Source organism: Bacteroidota bacterium (genome assembly GCA_013360915.1).
GTDB lineage: Bacteria > Bacteroidota > JABWAT01 > JABWAT01 > JABWAT01 > JABWAT01.
Genome location: JABWAT010000015.1, coordinates 25395 through 42356, shown reverse-complemented (window position 1 = coordinate 42356; position 16962 = coordinate 25395). Strand labels below are relative to the sequence as shown.

13 protein-coding genes and 1 CRISPR repeat array are annotated in these 16962 nt (G+C 47.6%); all 13 genes read left to right on the top strand.

Translation table 11 applies throughout. The features are described from left to right. The first annotated feature begins 22 nt into the window (after nucleotides 1-22). Nucleotides 23-799: a hypothetical protein gene (locus HUU10_12955; protein NUQ82515.1), complete on the top strand. Its 777-nt coding sequence runs from the start codon at nucleotides 23-25 to the stop codon at nucleotides 797-799. After that, nucleotides 796-1593 carry a hypothetical protein gene (locus HUU10_12950; protein ID NUQ82514.1) on the top strand — a complete coding sequence of 266 codons (798 nt, stop codon included), beginning with the start codon at nucleotides 796-798 and terminating at the stop codon, nucleotides 1591-1593. The genes HUU10_12955 and HUU10_12950 overlap by 4 nt, the downstream gene beginning before the upstream one ends. 165 nt (nucleotides 1594-1758) lie before the next feature. Continuing rightward, on the top strand, nucleotides 1759-2487 hold the full coding sequence (gene cas6 / locus HUU10_12945) for a CRISPR-associated endoribonuclease Cas6 (GenBank protein NUQ82513.1): 729 nt from the start codon (nucleotides 1759-1761) through the stop codon (nucleotides 2485-2487). A gap of 20 nt (nucleotides 2488-2507) precedes the next feature. Next, nucleotides 2508-5081 (top strand): type III-A CRISPR-associated protein Cas10/Csm1, encoded by a 2574-nt coding sequence (gene cas10, locus HUU10_12940; protein NUQ82512.1) that lies wholly within the window; start codon nucleotides 2508-2510, stop codon nucleotides 5079-5081. A gap of 2 nt (nucleotides 5082-5083) precedes the next feature. Beyond that, complete coding sequence (csm2, locus tag HUU10_12935; protein NUQ82511.1) at nucleotides 5084-5548, top strand: type III-A CRISPR-associated protein Csm2; 465 nt, start codon at nucleotides 5084-5086, stop codon at nucleotides 5546-5548. A 2-nt stretch (nucleotides 5549-5550) separates the two neighbouring features. Then, nucleotides 5551-6234, top strand: coding sequence for a type III-A CRISPR-associated RAMP protein Csm3 (csm3, locus tag HUU10_12930; GenBank protein ID NUQ82510.1), 684 nt, complete (start codon nucleotides 5551-5553; stop codon nucleotides 6232-6234). A 13-nt stretch (nucleotides 6235-6247) separates the two neighbouring features. Next, nucleotides 6248-7324, top strand: a complete 1077-nt coding sequence (gene csm4, locus HUU10_12925) for a type III-A CRISPR-associated RAMP protein Csm4 (GenBank protein ID NUQ82509.1) — start codon at nucleotides 6248-6250, stop codon at nucleotides 7322-7324. Further along, the gene (gene csm5 / locus HUU10_12920; GenBank protein NUQ82508.1) at nucleotides 7321-8805 is read left to right on the top strand and encodes a type III-A CRISPR-associated RAMP protein Csm5; all 1485 of its coding nucleotides are present in this window, start codon (nucleotides 7321-7323) and stop codon (nucleotides 8803-8805) included. Before csm4 ends, csm5 begins: the two co-directional genes overlap by 4 nt. A 1-nt stretch (nucleotide 8806) precedes the next feature. Continuing rightward, nucleotides 8807-9169: a CRISPR-associated protein gene (locus HUU10_12915; GenBank protein ID NUQ82507.1), complete on the top strand. Its 363-nt coding sequence runs from the start codon at nucleotides 8807-8809 to the stop codon at nucleotides 9167-9169. Further along, a complete protein-coding gene (gene cas6 / locus HUU10_12910; protein NUQ82506.1) occupies nucleotides 9166-10212 on the top strand; it encodes a CRISPR system precrRNA processing endoribonuclease RAMP protein Cas6 in 1047 nt (348 codons plus the stop codon). Before HUU10_12915 ends, cas6 (HUU10_12910) begins: the two co-directional genes overlap by 4 nt. A gap of 6 nt (nucleotides 10213-10218) precedes the next feature. Beyond that, on the top strand, nucleotides 10219-12594 hold the full coding sequence (gene cas1, locus HUU10_12905) for a CRISPR-associated endonuclease Cas1 (protein NUQ82505.1): 2376 nt from the start codon (nucleotides 10219-10221) through the stop codon (nucleotides 12592-12594). A 103-nt stretch (nucleotides 12595-12697) separates the two neighbouring features. Beyond that, entirely contained in the window at nucleotides 12698-12955 is a 258-nt protein-coding gene (gene cas2 / locus HUU10_12900; protein NUQ82504.1) for a CRISPR-associated endonuclease Cas2, read from the top strand. A 465-nt stretch (nucleotides 12956-13420) separates the two neighbouring features. Next, a CRISPR array of direct repeats spans nucleotides 13421-14604; the repeat unit is 37 nt; unit sequence ATTTAGAGAATTGATTTACCCGTGAGGGTATTGCGAC. A gap of 213 nt (nucleotides 14605-14817) precedes the next feature. Further along, nucleotides 14818-16254, top strand: a complete 1437-nt coding sequence (locus HUU10_12895) for a hypothetical protein (protein NUQ82503.1) — start codon at nucleotides 14818-14820, stop codon at nucleotides 16252-16254. Nucleotides 16255-16962 lie beyond the last annotated feature (708 nt).

Genomic DNA, 16962 nt, shown 5'->3' with positions numbered 1-16962 from the left:
ATCTGAAGAAGAACAGAATCCGATGAAATCAACGAAGCAATTTCACTGTCCGCTCTGCGGAATTTCAGCAGCCTCGGAGCACCATTTGCAAAAGCACATCAACGGCAGCAGCCGGTATGGCGGACATGATGGCATGGGACGGACCGATCAGCCATCACCAGTTCCCCGGCCGGCACTTTCAGAGCCAGCCGATCCGTTGTTACGGGACTACCTGGTTTTGCTTAACCGATGGCGTGCGGTCCCGAAATACCAGTATGAGCGGGCCACCGGCACCCTGCTGGCTCTGTTTCTCCCTTCCTTTCTCGAATGGAAACTGGGAGGATCGGTTACACTGATCGCGCCGGAATTTCCGCTGAAAAAGGCGGGGTCTGCTCAAAGCACCAATGCTGATTTTCTGCTGAACCGCCGGGATCCCTCCGGTCAGGATGAATGGATTCTGGCAGAACTGAAGACCGACCGGTCCAGCAGGCGGGATGATCAATTGCAGGTTTATCAGGCATTGCTGAAAACAACACCCGGCGTCCTGATGCGTGGACTGCAGCAGGTCGAGGCCCGGTCCGCAAAAAAACAGAAATACCGGTATCTCCGGGGACTGATCGGTTCATCTCCTTTGCCAGACAAGGTCCGGTTTGTGATCATTTCACAAGACCCTGAAAAGGACGCATTTCCAGAGTTTATCTGGCTGACATTCCGGGATTGGCAGGAAATGCCGGCACCACCCAGGTGGGATACCCAATGGCCGTCCGTCCGGGATCACCTGATCGGTCCGCTGGCAGATGAGGAAAAGAGGAGTTCATGACGATCGGGCCAGATATTGTCTACGCCTGTTCCGGTTGCGGAAACCCCCTTGCAGTTGCCAGCATGGACAGCGGGAACAATTTTGATGCCATTTATTATTGCGATGGATCAGTTTACGGACCCGGTATGATGGAAATCTGTGAAATCGGAAAATGTCCCCGATGCCATCAGATTGTCTGGTATGAAAAACTGGAACAGATCGGGAAAATCCGCCGGGTTCCGCCCTGGGAAAGAAAATACCGGAAGGTAGATTTTGAGTTTGAAGGAGAGGTGGAACGAATCAAGGCCGGATTTTCACGGATGATAACCACCGTGGACGACTTTATTGAAACAGTGACCCGTGGGATTTTTGAAACGGATTCCGAAGAAAGGTATCTGCGAACAGGTATCCTTTGGATGACCAATGAGAATGAACGGAACGGCCTTCCTCTTTTTAATGTCGCTGAAACGGAGACCGTTTTACATGAGAACAATCGCCGGCTGTCTGCGCTTCTTGAGGTAACGCCCCCGCCTGCACCGGCCTATTTTAGTATCCGTGACCAGACAGGGATCCACCGGTATCAGTTACAGCAAATGATCATCGGCAACACCTGCATGATCGAACCACTCATCAGTGCCCATCTCCTGCGGCGGAACGGTCAGTTTCAGGCATGCACCGATCTGATCGGTCATCCTGCATGCACCATACCGGTGCCTGTTCAGGAAACACTCAGGCGGTTGTGCCGGCAAGAAGACCGCATTCAGTTTTGCTGGGACGATGAGTACCGGTTTTACCGGGCAGGCAAGCCACGATAACCCATTTATCCGATCCGAAATAAAATTTAATTGACTTTTAATCATTAAAAAAATAAATAATACCCAATTTCATTGTATTGATACTCGGGGAAATCGATGATTTTAAATCTTCAGTGCCGACCGTCGCCAGACGTTTTTTCTCTCCCTTCAGATTATTCGTACCTGATGGCATCAGCCATTTACAACCTGTTCAGAAAAAGCGATCCTGAGTTTGCTGCCTTTCTTCACCATCAGGGCTGGTCCGAAAGTTCCAAACGTTTTAAATTTTACACCTTCAGCCGGCTGAAGGGGGTGGAAAAGGATGCGGTCAACCGTCAGGTCATCATACGGAAACCCGTGTGGTTCCGCTTTCATACACCCCGACATGAAGTCATGGATCATTTTCTGGCTGGCCTGTTTCATGGCAGAAAGCTGGCTCTGAACGGATTCGGCGATCTGAAAGTCGGATTGGTTGAATCGGAACCCTCTCCTCAATATACCGATGAGGAAGCGGTGCCCTGTTATACCCGGTCGCCGATTACGGTACACCGTAAAAATCCGGATGGCTCCAAATGGAACATCCGGCCCAATGACCCGGACTGGGAACAGGCCGTTACCAGCAACCTGCTCGAAAAATACACCCTGTTTTACGGCACACCACCGCCGGAGGGAGCCGGTCCGTTACGGGTAACTGTGGATCACGCGTACTGGGCACCTAAAAATTACGGATTTATTCGCACGGGTCTGGGTCCCGAACGACTGACCGTCTTTGGTTATCAGTGCGCCGTTACCCTGCACGGTCCCGCAGCCTTGAAACAGTTTGCAGTAGAATGCGGATTGGGCGAATCGACTGCCATGGGATTCGGCTGTCTGGAACCGGGGAATCCAGTTCAATCAATTGAAACCAATGTTTAGAAAGGAAATGGGAATCCATCATGTCTGATCGTAACAACGTATACTTCGGGGCGCTGCTCCATGACATCGGAAAATTTGTTGAGAGGGGCAAACTTGAAGAGATTCAACGGGCAGCCAAATCCTATGTGGATCGGGGGGATGCCTCAGAGACCTACGCCCATAAACGGTATTCTGCCTGGTTCATCGATGAATTCCGTTCATACATGCCCTTTCTGACCAACGCTGTTTCCAGTTTCGCCCTCTGGCACCACCGGGGCAATGATCCCACCAAAGGGGACTTCGAATCCATCGATAAAAAGGGGGTCCCTCTTAAACTGATCCGGATTGCCGATGACTGTGCATCAGCAGAACGGATAGAAGATGCAGAATTAATGCCAGAAAAATATCACCTTGCCCGGCTGCAATCACCCTTCCGGGACGTGAATATTGATGTATCGGTCGACGGTAAGATCAGTCAATTGAAGCCGGAAAAAACCAGGTATCTCGATTTTTCCTCCCTGTCGACCGAACGCAACGCTGCCTTCCCCGATCACCTTGAATCGGCAGTTCAGGATGAGAAACTGGTTCCCTATCGCCCATTGGTACAAGAGTTTCTGGAAGCCTGCCGGTCAAAGCCAACAGAGGAGGGCTTACTCTATCTGATGGAGAAATACCTGTCCAATGTCCCGGCACAAACACCGGTGGAATTCAACGGCAAGGAACGCCTCTCTAAACCAGATATCAATCTGTACGACCACAGCCGCGTAACAGCTGCGTTAGCTGTTTGCCTGTATGATGAATATCTGCATGGTTCCTGGAAGGGCAAGGATTCTGCCATTCTTTCAAAGGATGGCTACCATGATCTGCCTGCACCGGTCACCCTTGTGTGTGGAGATGTATCGGGAATTCAGGATTTTATTTTCAATATCCCGTCCCGTCTTCTCGATGAACGGGGAGAAAAAATTTCCACAGCCAAATCGCTGAAAGGCCGGTCCTTTTATGTACAGACTCTTTCCGATGTGGTTGCCCGCTTTCTGCTCGATGGGTTGGATCTGAAACCAGTCAATTTGCTCTACAATGGCGGTGGTAATTTTTATCTGGTTATCCCCTCCTGCAAAGTGGAAAAACTCCGGTCCCTGATTCCGGATATTTCCCGTGCACTTCTGCAGGATAATTTATTTATTGCCTTCGGTTTTACGCCGCTCAGCATCACTGATTTTATTAAAAAGGATGGAGGAAACAAAATCACCGACCGATGGAAAGAGGTGGGCGAATCGGTTAACATTGCAAAAAGACAGCGGTTTAAAGAACTGTCTGCAAAGGAAATTTTTGACCCGCTGCCTCAGCAGGACGGACAGCCCGTTCGCCGGGTTGATGAACTGAGCCGGAATCTGTACAATGCAAAAGGACTATCTATCCAGCCACTGCCTGCCGGAACGACTGAAAGGGCGGGATGGCAGAAAACCATCCATGACCTGGGCTACGAGCTGATCATTTCTCCTTCAGACAAACTGTCACCATCCTCAATCCTGCTCAACGATACACGGTTTTGTGGGCCTGGGTGCATTTCCAGAAACACGCTGGCCGGCTTCCGGTTTCTGGTAAAGGATGTCCCGGTCTGGCGGCATACACCTGCCGACGACAACGGTCCTTCCTCAATGGAGTATTGGAAATCGATCATGGAAAAGCTGGAAACTGACGATCTGAAAAGCGAGGAAAAACCCATACCAGAGCAGGCCATTACCTTCCATCACATGGCCCGGTTCGCTGAATCCAGAACCGGAACACCCAAAATCGGAATTCTGAAAATGGACATCGACAATCTTGGAAGTCTGTTCGAAACCGGACTGCCCGAAGAGTTAAAGTCCATCTCGCGGATTGCGTCACTTTCCAGAAACCTTCGATGGTTTTTTGAGGGGTACATAAACACCATCATACAGGAACCCGATTACCGGTATGACATATACACCGTTTTTTCGGGCGGTGATGACTTTTTTGCAGTGGGTGCCTGGGACAGGCTATTCAGTTTTGCAACCCGGATCCGGTCTGATTTTAAAGAATTCACCGGCAATCACCCGGGAATTACCTTGTCGGCCGGGCTACTCCTGGTAGATGACAAATTTCCGGTTAAACGGTTTGCCCATCTGGCCGATGAGGCACTGGATGAAGCAAAGTCCAGACAAGATGCGGCAGGGAATCTGGTTAAAAATGCCATAAGCGTTTTCGGATACACCCTCTCCTGGGATGAATTCGATGAAGCGAGACAGTTGAAAGATGATATTCTCAATCTGGTGAAGCAGAAAAAAGCACGATCGGTGATCGGTAAATTGTTGCTTTTTTCCCGGGAACTTGAACCGCTTCGCCGCGGAAATCGCAAATCTCACATCCCGCTGCCGAGACTCTGGCGCCTGGCTTATTCCTTCCGGGAAACAGCCGGCAAAGACACGGACTCGCCTGGTAAAAAACAGACCGACCAACTCATCGAAAAAATCAACCAGATCGTTTTCAAACGATTAAAGGGTCAGGATACCGAACCCATGCTGGTGGCCGTGGCCGCCCGTTGGGCCGAATTTGAATCACGTCTCATTAAAAACCAACCGAAGGAGCAAGAGTAATCATGCAATATCAACAGCGCCCGCAAAATAGTCCTGGTCCAAGGCCGCAGCAAGGAGGGGGCAGACCAGAAAGACAAACAGCAGAGGACAAGCTTTCGGAAGTTAAAAAGCAGTTTGGTGAAAATTTTTACCAACTGATTTTAAGTCCGAAAAGCCCCGAAACCTACAATGAGTATATTGAAAAGGTTAAGGGTTTTGTTGAGAAAAATTCGAATGAAATGACAACCTCTCAGATACGAAATATTTTCTCGACACTGAAACGACCCGACCTGACTGTTCTCGATGTTCACAAACTCCGGCCCAAAATTGCCTATGCCTATGGCCGGGCTGAAAAGGAGGGATTTAAAAACCTGCTTCTTTTACTGGACGATCAATTCAGACAAGTCAAAACGGACAATCAGAAAACTGAATTAGTTGAATTTCTTGAATCAATCATAGCCTTTCACCGGTTTTTTGGGAGAAAATAACCATGCACAAACTACAGTCAAAAATCATCATCTCCGGTTCCATCGAGGCCGTAACCGGCCTTCATATCGGCGGCTCAAAATCAGCCATGGATATTGGCGGCATTGATCTGAATGTTATCAAAACGGCCGGCGGGGTACCGTTTATTCCCGGCAGCTCCCTCAAGGGAAAACTCCGGTCCATCCTGGCCCGCGAACAAGGCTCAGAAAAAGTGGATAAGGACAATGAAGAGATCAAGGAATTATTCGGTTATCAGGGTGATCGTGACGGCTCCAATGCACAGATAACCCGTCTGATATTCAGGGATGCCCTGCTCGATGTGAAGCATTTTAAAAACACTCCTGAATTTAAAGAGCTGGAACTTCCTTACTCGGAAAGCAAGTGGGAGAATACCATTAACCGTAAGACTGGCACAGCCGAGCATCCGAGGCAGTTGGAAAGAGTGCCCGCCGGGGCCCGCTTTTCTTTCGAAATTGTGTACAACCAGTTCGATGATGGCAAAGAATCCATCCACCTGGATATGCTGGCCAAAGCCATGCGAATTCTCGAAGATGACTATCTGGGCGGACAGGGAAGCCGTGGCTATGGAAAAATCCGGTTTTCTGATGTTGTCAGCACGAAAAAGACCATTCGCGATTATGAAGAAAATGCCAACGGTACACCTGTGACCATCAATTTCACCAGATAGGATGGGAACGACGATGTTGCCAATTCTTCTACGGGTTCCCTCCGGTTCCCGGTTTCATCTGGGGAAAACCGATGTGGATGATACGAGTCTGTATATCCACTCGGATACCCTTTTTTCTGCCTGGGTCAACATGTTTCAGTGGATGTATGGCAGTGGTCAGGAGATGATCGGCACTGCAAGGGCAGGGCGGTTCAGACTTTCTTCAGCATTTCCCTGCATCGAGATTCCCGAACTGAACCGTGTGGTCCGCTTTCTTCCCCGGCCCGATATTGCCTACCGGCAGGAAGGATCCGATGAGGTGAAAAACCGGAAAGTTCTCAAAAAAATTCAATGGGTGAGTGAGGGTGTCTATGCCCGGATTTCCGCAGGACTTTCCGTAAACGGGAATCACATCGGTACCAGCTACTCTCTGCAGAAATCAAACAAGGATCTTATCCGTCTGGGAAAATCATTCCTTGCACTGACAACCGAGATCCCGGTCGGTGAACCCGGCTTTTCCTTTCTGGAAACCCTCGAACTGCCGAAGGTAACCGTTCATACCGATGATAAAACGGGCAGTCTGTATCAGGAAGCTTCCTTCCGGTTGACTGAGCCGGTAAGGGTACAAACCGGAACAACGGAGATGACACTGGTTCCGGCATTTTACTTCCTGCTGGACCACCAGCTGGAAACACCGGAACTGAACCGGTATCTGGCCGCCCTGCGCATGCTGGGCGATGAAGGCATCGGTGGCAACCGCTCAACGGGCTGTGGTAAATTTTCACCGGTGGTACCAAACGACTTTCAACAAAAACCAGACAGAACAAGTCCGCTTGTCTTTTGCCTGTCGGTACTGAGTCCGAAAGACGAAGGCGATTTTGGCCGGTTGCTCCGGTATGACCTGTTTATTCGCGGTGGTGGGTCTCTTGGCCGGTTCGGAAACCAGGATCTTCATCGCAAGCAGGCCCGGTTCTGCAAGGAAGGTGCCATCGGGCGACCGGGAATCGACGGCCGTCTGGTCGATCTATCACCGGCACAGAGCGGAAACGATCACCCGGTGTTCAGAAATGGAATTGCTTTTACCATCCCATTCGGAGTATCTGAATCATGATGTCTGAAAAACTTAAAACCAACCCGATGGTTCTGGAAACCATCACACCGATCTTTATCGGCAGTGAAAAAGGGGACGTGCTTTCACCGTACTCTGATTTTATTGTTGAAGGTAATTCCCTGCTGATTCTGGATACAACTAAAATCATTGAGGACCTGATTAATATCAGCCCGGATTTGATTGATCGGTACACGGAGGGAATTAAGGAAAAAATTTCCAATACCCGTTCAAATTTCGACCTGAAAAAATTTCTGACAGGGCATTTAGGCGATCTGACACCCTATGTGTCCCGGGTGAGTTCAATAACCGGTCGAAGCGATGAAAAGTCGGTTATTTCACGGTTTATAACCAATGCGGGAAACCCCTTTATTCCAGGAACAACAATTAAGGGTGCTGTCAGGACAGCAATCATTTATCATTGGTTGACTGAAAACTCAGAAGGAAAGGCTCAGATGAACCATATGATTTCCTTCATCAAGTCAAAATTAGGAACGAATTACGCGAGAAAAGATTTATCAGGAATGGATATAGAAACCAAACTGTTTGGTTCCCTTTCTGACAAGGAAAACGGGATGGATTCACGCCATTTTCATTTCTCAGACACTACTGTTATTCCTGCACAATACCTCGAGATCCGACATGTTTCAAGGAAAAAGGTGTTTGACCTAACTCAAGTGTCACCGCAATGGAGTGAATTGTTACCTGCCAACATTAAAACTGGCTTTTCATTCTCCATTGAATCTGGTATCAGAAATCACTTCCTTGCCGGTTTTTCAAATGACCCGTCAGGTACTCTGTTGAAATGCATCAATGCATTCAGCAAGGCCTCCATTGAATATGAGATTAACCGGTTGTCAAAGTCACCGGATTTAAAGGGAAAAACGGTAAAATTTTATGAAAATTTACTGGAACAGTTAAACCAAAGCCAACAAAAAGGTTTTCTCAGATTGGGACGGTTTAAAACCTATTTCGATAATTCAATCGGTCTGGCAATTCGTCAGATAGATGCTGAACTTTTCGAACAATTCCGCAAGGCAATGGAGCTTGGTAAAAATCCTATCACAAAAAAAGTAGTTGAATCCGGATTTCCCACTACCCGAAGTTTTACGGAATCTGATTTACACCCCCTGGGCTGGGTGAAAATCTATCCGGGAATAGCCGGCGAACTTCCCGTTCCAAAAACTGAAATGCCAGTCATTACTGTTATGACCCCCCCTCAGGGCACCAAATCTGGTCAGTCGGCCGCACCAACCAACCGTCCATCGCCTTCTCAAGGACAGGTCAAAGCCGTAATCACCGATTCAACATCGAAACCACCACGGGTGAAAATCCTCGAGGGACCCTTTTTAAATGCGGAAACCATTCTGTCAGGTGTGAACCTGAATGGACTGGGTCTCACTGCCGGCCATGAAGTACTGGTTGTTCTAGATGTGATTAAAGGAAAGACCCTTCAGAAGGCCACTTACAAGGGGAAGGTCTGAGGTGCTGATCAATTGCACAAACCACCCCTCGGCGGGGTGGTCTGCTGCTCAGACAGAGGCGGCTGCTCAATTTGGTGAGATTCTGGATGTTGCGTTTCCTGCCGTCAGTCCGGCCATGAGTACCTCAGAACTGTCTGAACTGGCAGAGAAAACAGCTTCCCTTCTGAAAAGTCACCTGAATGACCCTGTAAACGATGTGGTACTGTTAATGGGGGAAATGAGCATGACGTACTCACTGGTCAGGCGGTTGCGGGAAGCAGGAATCCGGTGCCTGGCAACCACTTCTGAACGGGATTCGTCAGAAACCGGCGACGGCCGTAAACTGGTCCGCTTTTCCTTTGTCCGGTTCAGGGAGTATGAATGAACGTTTTTACAAATGCAGCACTGCCTGGGGATCTGCTGATTCTCCCGCTCGAATTTCATCTGAAGGCACAGAGCAGGCTGTCAGTCCCCGAATTTTCGGGAAGTGTTTTCAGGGGGTTGTTTGCACGCGCCCTCAAACAGATGATCTGCACGCACCCGGACCGTCAGGCAGGACTGCAGGATTGTAATCCGTGTACGCTTCAATCGGGCTGTTCCTATTTCAGATGGATGGAGCCTGCCAACACCGACAGTCTGCCCTGGTTTAAAGGAAGCGATATTCCCAGACCCTATCTGATTATTCCTCCAAAGAGTAAGGTGAATCCGGATAAAACGGTCCGGTCTGCATTTCGTTTGCGGATGAACCTGTTTGGGCAGGCGGTTCAGGCTCTGCCTCTCTTCATTTATGCAATGGAACAAGCCGGTAGACTTTCCGGCGAAGACGGCCCATACAGGGGCCGGTTTTCCGTTCAGCGGGTTTTTCTTTCATCCTGGAGCGGTAAACGAACACTTTTGTACGAATCAGCTGACCGGCAGATCGGCACATTCAGTCCGCTGATGCTCAACGATCTGATTGCAGAAGCCACACAGGTCGCTGCCGGGCTCGATCGTTCCGCCCCGCTCCTGATTCATTTCAATACTCCGGTTAATCTAAAAAGCAGCGGTCGTCTGATGGGACCCGGCCCGGAAAATGCGCCTTTTTCGGTTCAGAAGGTAGCAGACAGTCTGTTGGAACGTCTGGCGATCCTGGCTCACTTCCATCAGTCAGCCAAAGCAGATGACCGGCCATTCTGGCATGGTCCGCTTCCCCCGGTTCAGTCCGGTCTCCGCTGGCATTCAGTCAAACGATACAGCAACCGGCATCAGTCCTCACAGGTGTGGTACGGCTTTACAGGATCAGCCACCATATATCCTCCCTGGACAGACCTTTTTCCGTTACTGTGGTGTGGTCAGTATCTATCACTGGGACGGCATACCACGTTTGGGTTCGGACATTACCGGGTCCATGGCACCCAACTCTCACCACCAGGCGACTTTGTGATCTGAACCACCATGTGGCAGACCAGCAAACAGGAACTGGAAGCCGGTTGGCAACTGATTAAGGTGAAGGGAAAGGGGGGCGGAGTCGATCAGGTTTCACTTCGTGACTTCGGGTTACGGCTCGATCAGAATCTGGAACAGTTACTCACCGACCTGAACGAGCGTCATTATACACCCGACCCACCGCTGACAATCAGTATTCCCAAACCAGGATCTGGTGACTATCGCAAAATTTCACTGCTGACGGTTCGGGACAAACTGGCACAACTGGTTGTTAAACGACAGATTGAACCGGTTCTCGAACCCCTGTTTTCCCCCTTTTCCTATGCCTACCGTCCAGGAAAAGGACACCAGCTTATGATCCGGGCCATCAGCGGAATGATCCAGTGCGGACATGGGTTTATCTGGCAGGCCGATATTGATAATTATTTCGATTCCATCAATCACACCGTATTGCGAAAGCAAATAGCCCCGGTTATTCAGGATGACTGGATGTTGAATCTTTTGGAATTATGGACCCGCATGGGATCCATCCGCTGTGGTGTCTGGTTTGACAGGACAGTCGGTATCCCGCAAGGTGGCGTTCTTTCTCCTCTGCTCAGCAATTGGTACCTGACTGGTTTCGATCAGGCGGTAATAACCGACAGAAAAGGATTTCATTACGTCCGGTATGCAGATAATTTTCTCTTTCTGGGACGGACAGCTGATTGTGTATCTTCCCATATTCCCGCTGCAATCGCCTACCTTGCCGACCCATTGAAACTGAAATTAAATGACACCAGACCCGAACCCCAACCGGTTAACCAACCTTTTTCATTTTGTGGCATTCAATTTTCAATCATGGATGGCACTGCTGCCGTTCAACGGTCCATTGCACCCGGGAAAATGGAAAGAGCCGATCAAACCATACATCAGTACAGGCACTTTTTAAAAGAGGATCCAAAAGCATGGTTGCATCATATCAATGAACTGGTGGCAGGATGGCACCACTACTATGGGCCATGGGAAACGGCCGGCCAATTAAAAATTCTTGAAGGAAAGGTTCTGGAGGAAATACGGTATCAGGCAATCCCGGCATTGTCTGAAAAAGGAAAGTCAAAAACTGAAATCAACGACCTGTTAAAACGAATGCTTCCCGATCTTAAAACCATCTCGCTTCTGCGGTGGCCCCCTGCACCAGTCATTCTGAATCGTGGTCAAAAAATGTCACCTGGGCAACCCACTGTTACCGCACGGTTGGCCACAAGCGCCAATTCAGACGCACCACACCCCTTTTCTCCTGCTGAGGATCAATCAACACCATCCGCCAAACCGGCTGGTGAAACGGTCAAGCGGAAAATTGAACGAAAAAAGCGGTACTACAACCGGTTGCTTTCTTTTCGGTTCGATCTGCTTGCAGATGAGCCCGGGTCAATTTTAGGCAGATCCGGATCTAACGCAGTTCTGAGGGCAGGTAATAAAATCATTAAGAGTAAACCACTTTCAACACTCCGCTCTGTAGCCATTTCGGCCAGGAAATGCTCCATATCCTCTGACCTGCTTCTTGATTGTGCCAAAGAAGGAATACGCATTGAACTATTAAGTTCTGACGGAACCCCGATGGGTTTTCTCACTTCACCCGAATATGTGGGTTGGGAGGTTTCCCGTTTCCAGGAACAGGCAACCCGTAATATCAAAGGATTTACCATTGCTCAATCGTTGGTGTTATCCAAGATTATCAATCAGGAAGCGGTCATCCGGTACTTCATGAAACAACGGGTACCAGAGAACCCTGCACCCGATTGGATCGCCGAAGAACTTACTCGCATGGCAGAATACCGTAAGCGGATTACGGAACTGTCCTTTACAGGTGATTTCTCGTCACGATCTGCAAGCCTGATGGGTTATGAAGGACTGGCGGCTTCTTCCTGGTGGCGGGTTTTCAGATATTTGCTGCCAGACACAATTCCCTTTGAAGGCAGGGTCAGGCGGGGGGCCACCGATCTGGTTAATGCCTCCTTAAATTATGGGTATGGTATTCTGTATAACCGGATGTTATCTGCTGTGGTGCATGCGGGCCTCAATCCGCTGATTTCCTATCTGCACTCCGATCAGGAAATAAAACCAACCCTTGTTTTTGATCTGGTTGAAATATTCAGGCAACCGCTGGTCGACCGGGCCATACTGAAAGCATTCCGGCTGCATAAACTTCATCATTCAGGCAACACGTTTTCGCCTCCGGTCAAACAGGCAATTGCAAGACTGGTTCTTGACCGGTTATATGCACCCTTTTACCATCACGGTAAAGAGACCTGTCTGGATGTGATTTTTTATGAAACGGCTACAGAACTTGCGGAGTACCTGACTGGTAAGAGAGCTCATTTTTCTCCATGGCATTTCAAATGGTGATCGGTGAAAATACCATTGAACACCCCGGATACATGCTAGCACGATAATTGAATACAGTAACCTAAATAAATCTGAAATGTCCGATAAAATCATCCTGTAAATCATGATTGTTGCTGCATACGATATCCGGACAAATATCGTTCGCCGAAAGGTGGCCGATCTGCTGATTGACCAGGGGTTTGAGCGGGTTCAGAAAAGTGTATTTGAGGGAGCAGTAATACCCCGGGTACAATTTACTTCTCTGCGAAGAAACATTCAGCATTTACTCAGAAAAGGTGATACCATCCGCTATTATTTTCTTTGTAACGCCTGTTTGATCAGGATCGAAACAGATGGGTACACCCGACATGAGCGAACATGATCTGAGAAACCGGCTATTTCCATGCATCTCATTGATTCTCTTTATGTTAGTAGTCTCCATTTATATTGGGATACTGTCGGCGGATTGTCGAATTTCTTATTACGGAGGGCTTAAACAAACCGATTTGAGAAAATGCCGGAAATTTGGTAACCAATTATATACCATGGCAGGGGGTCAGTTTCTCAATCCGGCAATGGGGTTATCGGAACCAATCAGATTGAGAAGACGAAAGGGGCACTTCTAAGTTTATATAATTATTGAAGTTATCGTTGCATTCACGATTAAAAATATTGAACTTAACCGATGGGGTTAATTGATTAGTCGGGGGAGATTGAGAAATTGCCAGTGAAACGAAGCCATTTTTTGTCTAAATGATTGATAATATTGGTTTTATCAAGCATGATTATTGTTCTTTGACAATATTGGATAAATCTGCGGTTTTTATAAGTCTTTGAAAAAACAGTTATTTAGAGAATTGATTTACCCGTGAGGGTATTGCGACCTAACGGGACGAGCGCAGCAAGCTTAATTTCTTAAACTCACCATTTAGAGAATTGATTTACCCGTGAGGGTATTGCGACGATAGGTTTCAAGTGCCCTCAATTTGGCACTTAACCAGTTAGAGGCAAATTTAGAGAATTGATTTACCCGTGAGGGTATTGCGACATAACCATTGCTGCGCGGAGCTGCTCGTCTGTCTTGGCGGACAGAACCTATTTAGAGAATTGATTTACCCGTGAGGGTATTGCGACGTCACAATTGGCAAACCAGCCATTGCTACAGCATACCAGTGTGCATTATTTAGAGAATTGATTTACCCGTGAGGGTATTGCGACACTCAATGCCTTGCGTCCAGCCTGATGTGCCAAAGATATTACTATTTAGAGAATTGATTTACCCGTGAGGGTATTGCGACGGTCTCGATGACGTTGTCTCCTGTATCTGTTGTATTATGGTCTATTTAGAGAATTGATTTACCCGTGAGGGTATTGCGACAATATTCGCCGATTCGTAGTCGGGGAATAATGTTCCGGATAACCATTTAGAGAATTGATTTACCCGTGAGGGTATTGCGACAATTTATTGTTTTTTCTTACGCCTAAGCTACAGAGGTGTCACAATTTAGAGAATTGATTTACCCGTGAGGGTATTGCGACACTGTCTTCCTCAATTGAGGTGAATTGACTCTTTGAGTTTAAATTTAGAGAATTGATTTACCCGTGAGGGTATTGCGACAAAGCTGCAAGCAATGATTGCGAAATGAACGGTTTTAGGGTATCCAAATTTAGAGAATTGATTTACCCGTGAGGGTATTGCGACTCCTTATCATTTTCTTTTTTCAACGATAGCATGATTTTGTCTTTCGACTCTACTTATTCAGAGAATTGATTTACCCGTGAGGGTATTACGACATTTTTTTTTGTAAGGAAATATTATAAAAAGAGGGTCGAATGATTTAGAGAATTGATTTACCCGTGAGGGTATTGCGACGTCCGCCGGTCCACAGGTGCTGGACCAGTTAAGTTGCGCATTTAGAGAATTGATTTACCCGTGAGGGTATTGCGACTATTTCTGATTCTTCTTCCATGATGGAACCTATTGGTTCTTTCATATTTTGAGAATTGATTTGCTCGTGAGGACAAGGCAACCGTGACAGTATTCTTCTTGTCTGTTCCTTTGTCCGGTTGGGTAGCCCGGTGTTTGTTGATGCCAGTCAATGGGATTTTTGGTTCAAAACAACCCAATTTGGGGCAAACTATGGTTAACTACCGGTTTCAGCAGGACCATTTCCTTTTATTTTCTTCAGGCTTATTTTTAAACATGCATTCCGGTAATTGGATTCATCAAAGGGAGTATTCATCATGCTGATGATTGGAGTTTCAACGGAACAAAACAGCAGTAACCTGGTTCCTGCTATTCAATTGGGAATTTCTTCCTTCATGCCCATCGAAACCTCCCGGGCCAATGGTGAAGGTTGGTCAACAGGTCTCATTCAGGTGATGCAGAGTCATTCAATCCGGGTCACCGAACCGGTCATTCTGAAATCAGACCAGGATAGCAGAATTGACGAAATAATCCGGGTTGTAAGGCAACGGCTACCCACCTCCGAACCGGTTATCTGGTGCCTGGGTGGTGGCCAGAAGCCCCAGCAACTGGCCTGCTGGCAATTATTTCTCGGGCGGAACCAGGCTGGTATTCCCGATCGTGCATGTTATGCGAATCCGGTAAATCAACAATTGGAAACATGGCTGATTTTTCGCAATGAACCAAAACTGGAAACCACCACCCTATCAGTCAACCTGACCGCGGAGGAGATATTAACAGCCTTCAACTATCGTTTGTTAAAAACTGATAAATCAGTTTCCATCTATCCGGTATCCGGCTTAGACCCGGTTACAGATTTTTACAGTAACTCAGAATTCCGTGGCTGGATGAAGGCCGTATATTCCCAGCTTCCCTCTTCCACGGATATTTCATTAAATGAATTCAGGACATTGCTCGAAAAACGAAAACCTGAAATCAGAAAAAAGGTCACTGACTTTATTCAGCTTTTCAAAAAGGAGATTGGCACACCAAAAGAACTGAATGCAGTTTTCCGGGAAATGGAAACCAGTATTCCCGGTAAACTGGGTAACTGGCTGACCAGTAGTTTCATCAGGGATATGATCACAGACGGTTCCTCACCAGACTTCACAGTTACCGATCCGGAACTGACCCGGTTTTTTGGTCGAAATCAGGTTTCTGTATCAATGGAAGAATTTGAAAGGCTCACCGGAATGCGACGTCCTTCCGATTATTTTGAACGATCCGTTCTGAATTCTTTTCAATCCCTGATTCAGCAGGAAAAACCGTCGAAACTGAGCGAAGCAATTGCTAATGTGGAAATAACCCCTGTTTCAGGCAAACTGCCATCAAACGCAGAGATTGATTTACTGATTGTTACCACAAGCGGTCAGTTACTATCAGTGGATGCAAAAAGCTATTCCTTTGATAAAAAGGATGCAGATGCCCGCATTTACAACCTGCAAAAAGCTGGCGGACGCTTCGGTAAATTAATTGCTGTTATTCCCTTCTACTTTGCTGACCTTGACAGTGATGCAATGGATAGACAAATACAACTGCTCCCCAATGATCTTCAGATGAAAAATATACCTTTTTATGCCATGACCGATTCACAGGAACCTGTCACCCTGTGGATGACAGGTTCAAAAGGCATAACCAGAGAGGAATCTCCCGGTTTTCCTCAGGTTCAGATCCGCCCCCTGAACTCCTTTTTCCGCTCTGAAAGGCTGATCTGATTTTATAGCCTTTTTGGAAAAGTTCAGACTTTGCCACTCTTATCTGTTGGTCAGATTATTAATAGAAGGAAAAGGACCAACATGCAAACAAAAACGATCATCACCATTGCAAGCGCCGTTGTCACCGCCGCTGCTGCTATTGTCACTGCTGTCGATCAGGGCAAAAAGTAAACGGAGACCGATCCATGTCACCCATCATAGCAGGTACCGATACATCAATCCCGACCACCACACCGGTCATTATCCGGATTATTATACGTGATATCACCGGTCCTGTACAGTAAAGCAGAATGGCCAACAATGATATGACGCATCCAACCTGTCAATAACAGACTGCCAACCCGACTATGCATCGGCTGGGGGGGGCGTGACTGTGATTGATTTGTATCGAGCCAGGTTCCTATCTTAAGCCTCCTGTTGCATTCTCTTTTTGCATTCTGGTCCGGATGGCCGGAAATGATACATCCCACATTTACCTTCCCAGACACAACGCTCATTCACTTCCAGCTCAATACTTTTTCTTACAGTTAACTGGAAATCTTTCAGGTTCTCTCCTCTTATCAGTTGATCACCACTAAAAAGAAAGGATACGAACCGCTATGCAAACCAAGACCATTGTTGCCATCGCCAGCGCTGTAGTCGCCGCAGCTGCCACCATCGCTTCTGCCGTTGACCAGGACAAAAAATAACTGGAGGTAACACCATGCA

Coding starts and splice junctions, on each gene's coding strand:
- HUU10_12955 (NUQ82515.1), top strand. CDS start 23: ATGAAATCAACGAAGCAATTTCACTGTCCGCTCTGCGGAATTTCAGCA.
- HUU10_12950 (NUQ82514.1), top strand. CDS start 796: ATGACGATCGGGCCAGATATTGTCTACGCCTGTTCCGGTTGCGGAAAC.
- cas6 (NUQ82513.1), top strand. CDS start 1,759: ATGGCATCAGCCATTTACAACCTGTTCAGAAAAAGCGATCCTGAGTTT.
- cas10 (NUQ82512.1), top strand. CDS start 2,508: ATGTCTGATCGTAACAACGTATACTTCGGGGCGCTGCTCCATGACATC.
- csm2 (NUQ82511.1), top strand. CDS start 5,084: ATGCAATATCAACAGCGCCCGCAAAATAGTCCTGGTCCAAGGCCGCAG.
- csm3 (NUQ82510.1), top strand. CDS start 5,551: ATGCACAAACTACAGTCAAAAATCATCATCTCCGGTTCCATCGAGGCC.
- csm4 (NUQ82509.1), top strand. CDS start 6,248: ATGTTGCCAATTCTTCTACGGGTTCCCTCCGGTTCCCGGTTTCATCTG.
- csm5 (NUQ82508.1), top strand. CDS start 7,321: ATGATGTCTGAAAAACTTAAAACCAACCCGATGGTTCTGGAAACCATC.
- cas6 (NUQ82506.1), top strand. CDS start 9,166: ATGAACGTTTTTACAAATGCAGCACTGCCTGGGGATCTGCTGATTCTC.
- cas1 (NUQ82505.1), top strand. CDS start 10,219: ATGTGGCAGACCAGCAAACAGGAACTGGAAGCCGGTTGGCAACTGATT.
- cas2 (NUQ82504.1), top strand. CDS start 12,698: ATGATTGTTGCTGCATACGATATCCGGACAAATATCGTTCGCCGAAAG.
- HUU10_12895 (NUQ82503.1), top strand. CDS start 14,818: ATGCTGATGATTGGAGTTTCAACGGAACAAAACAGCAGTAACCTGGTT.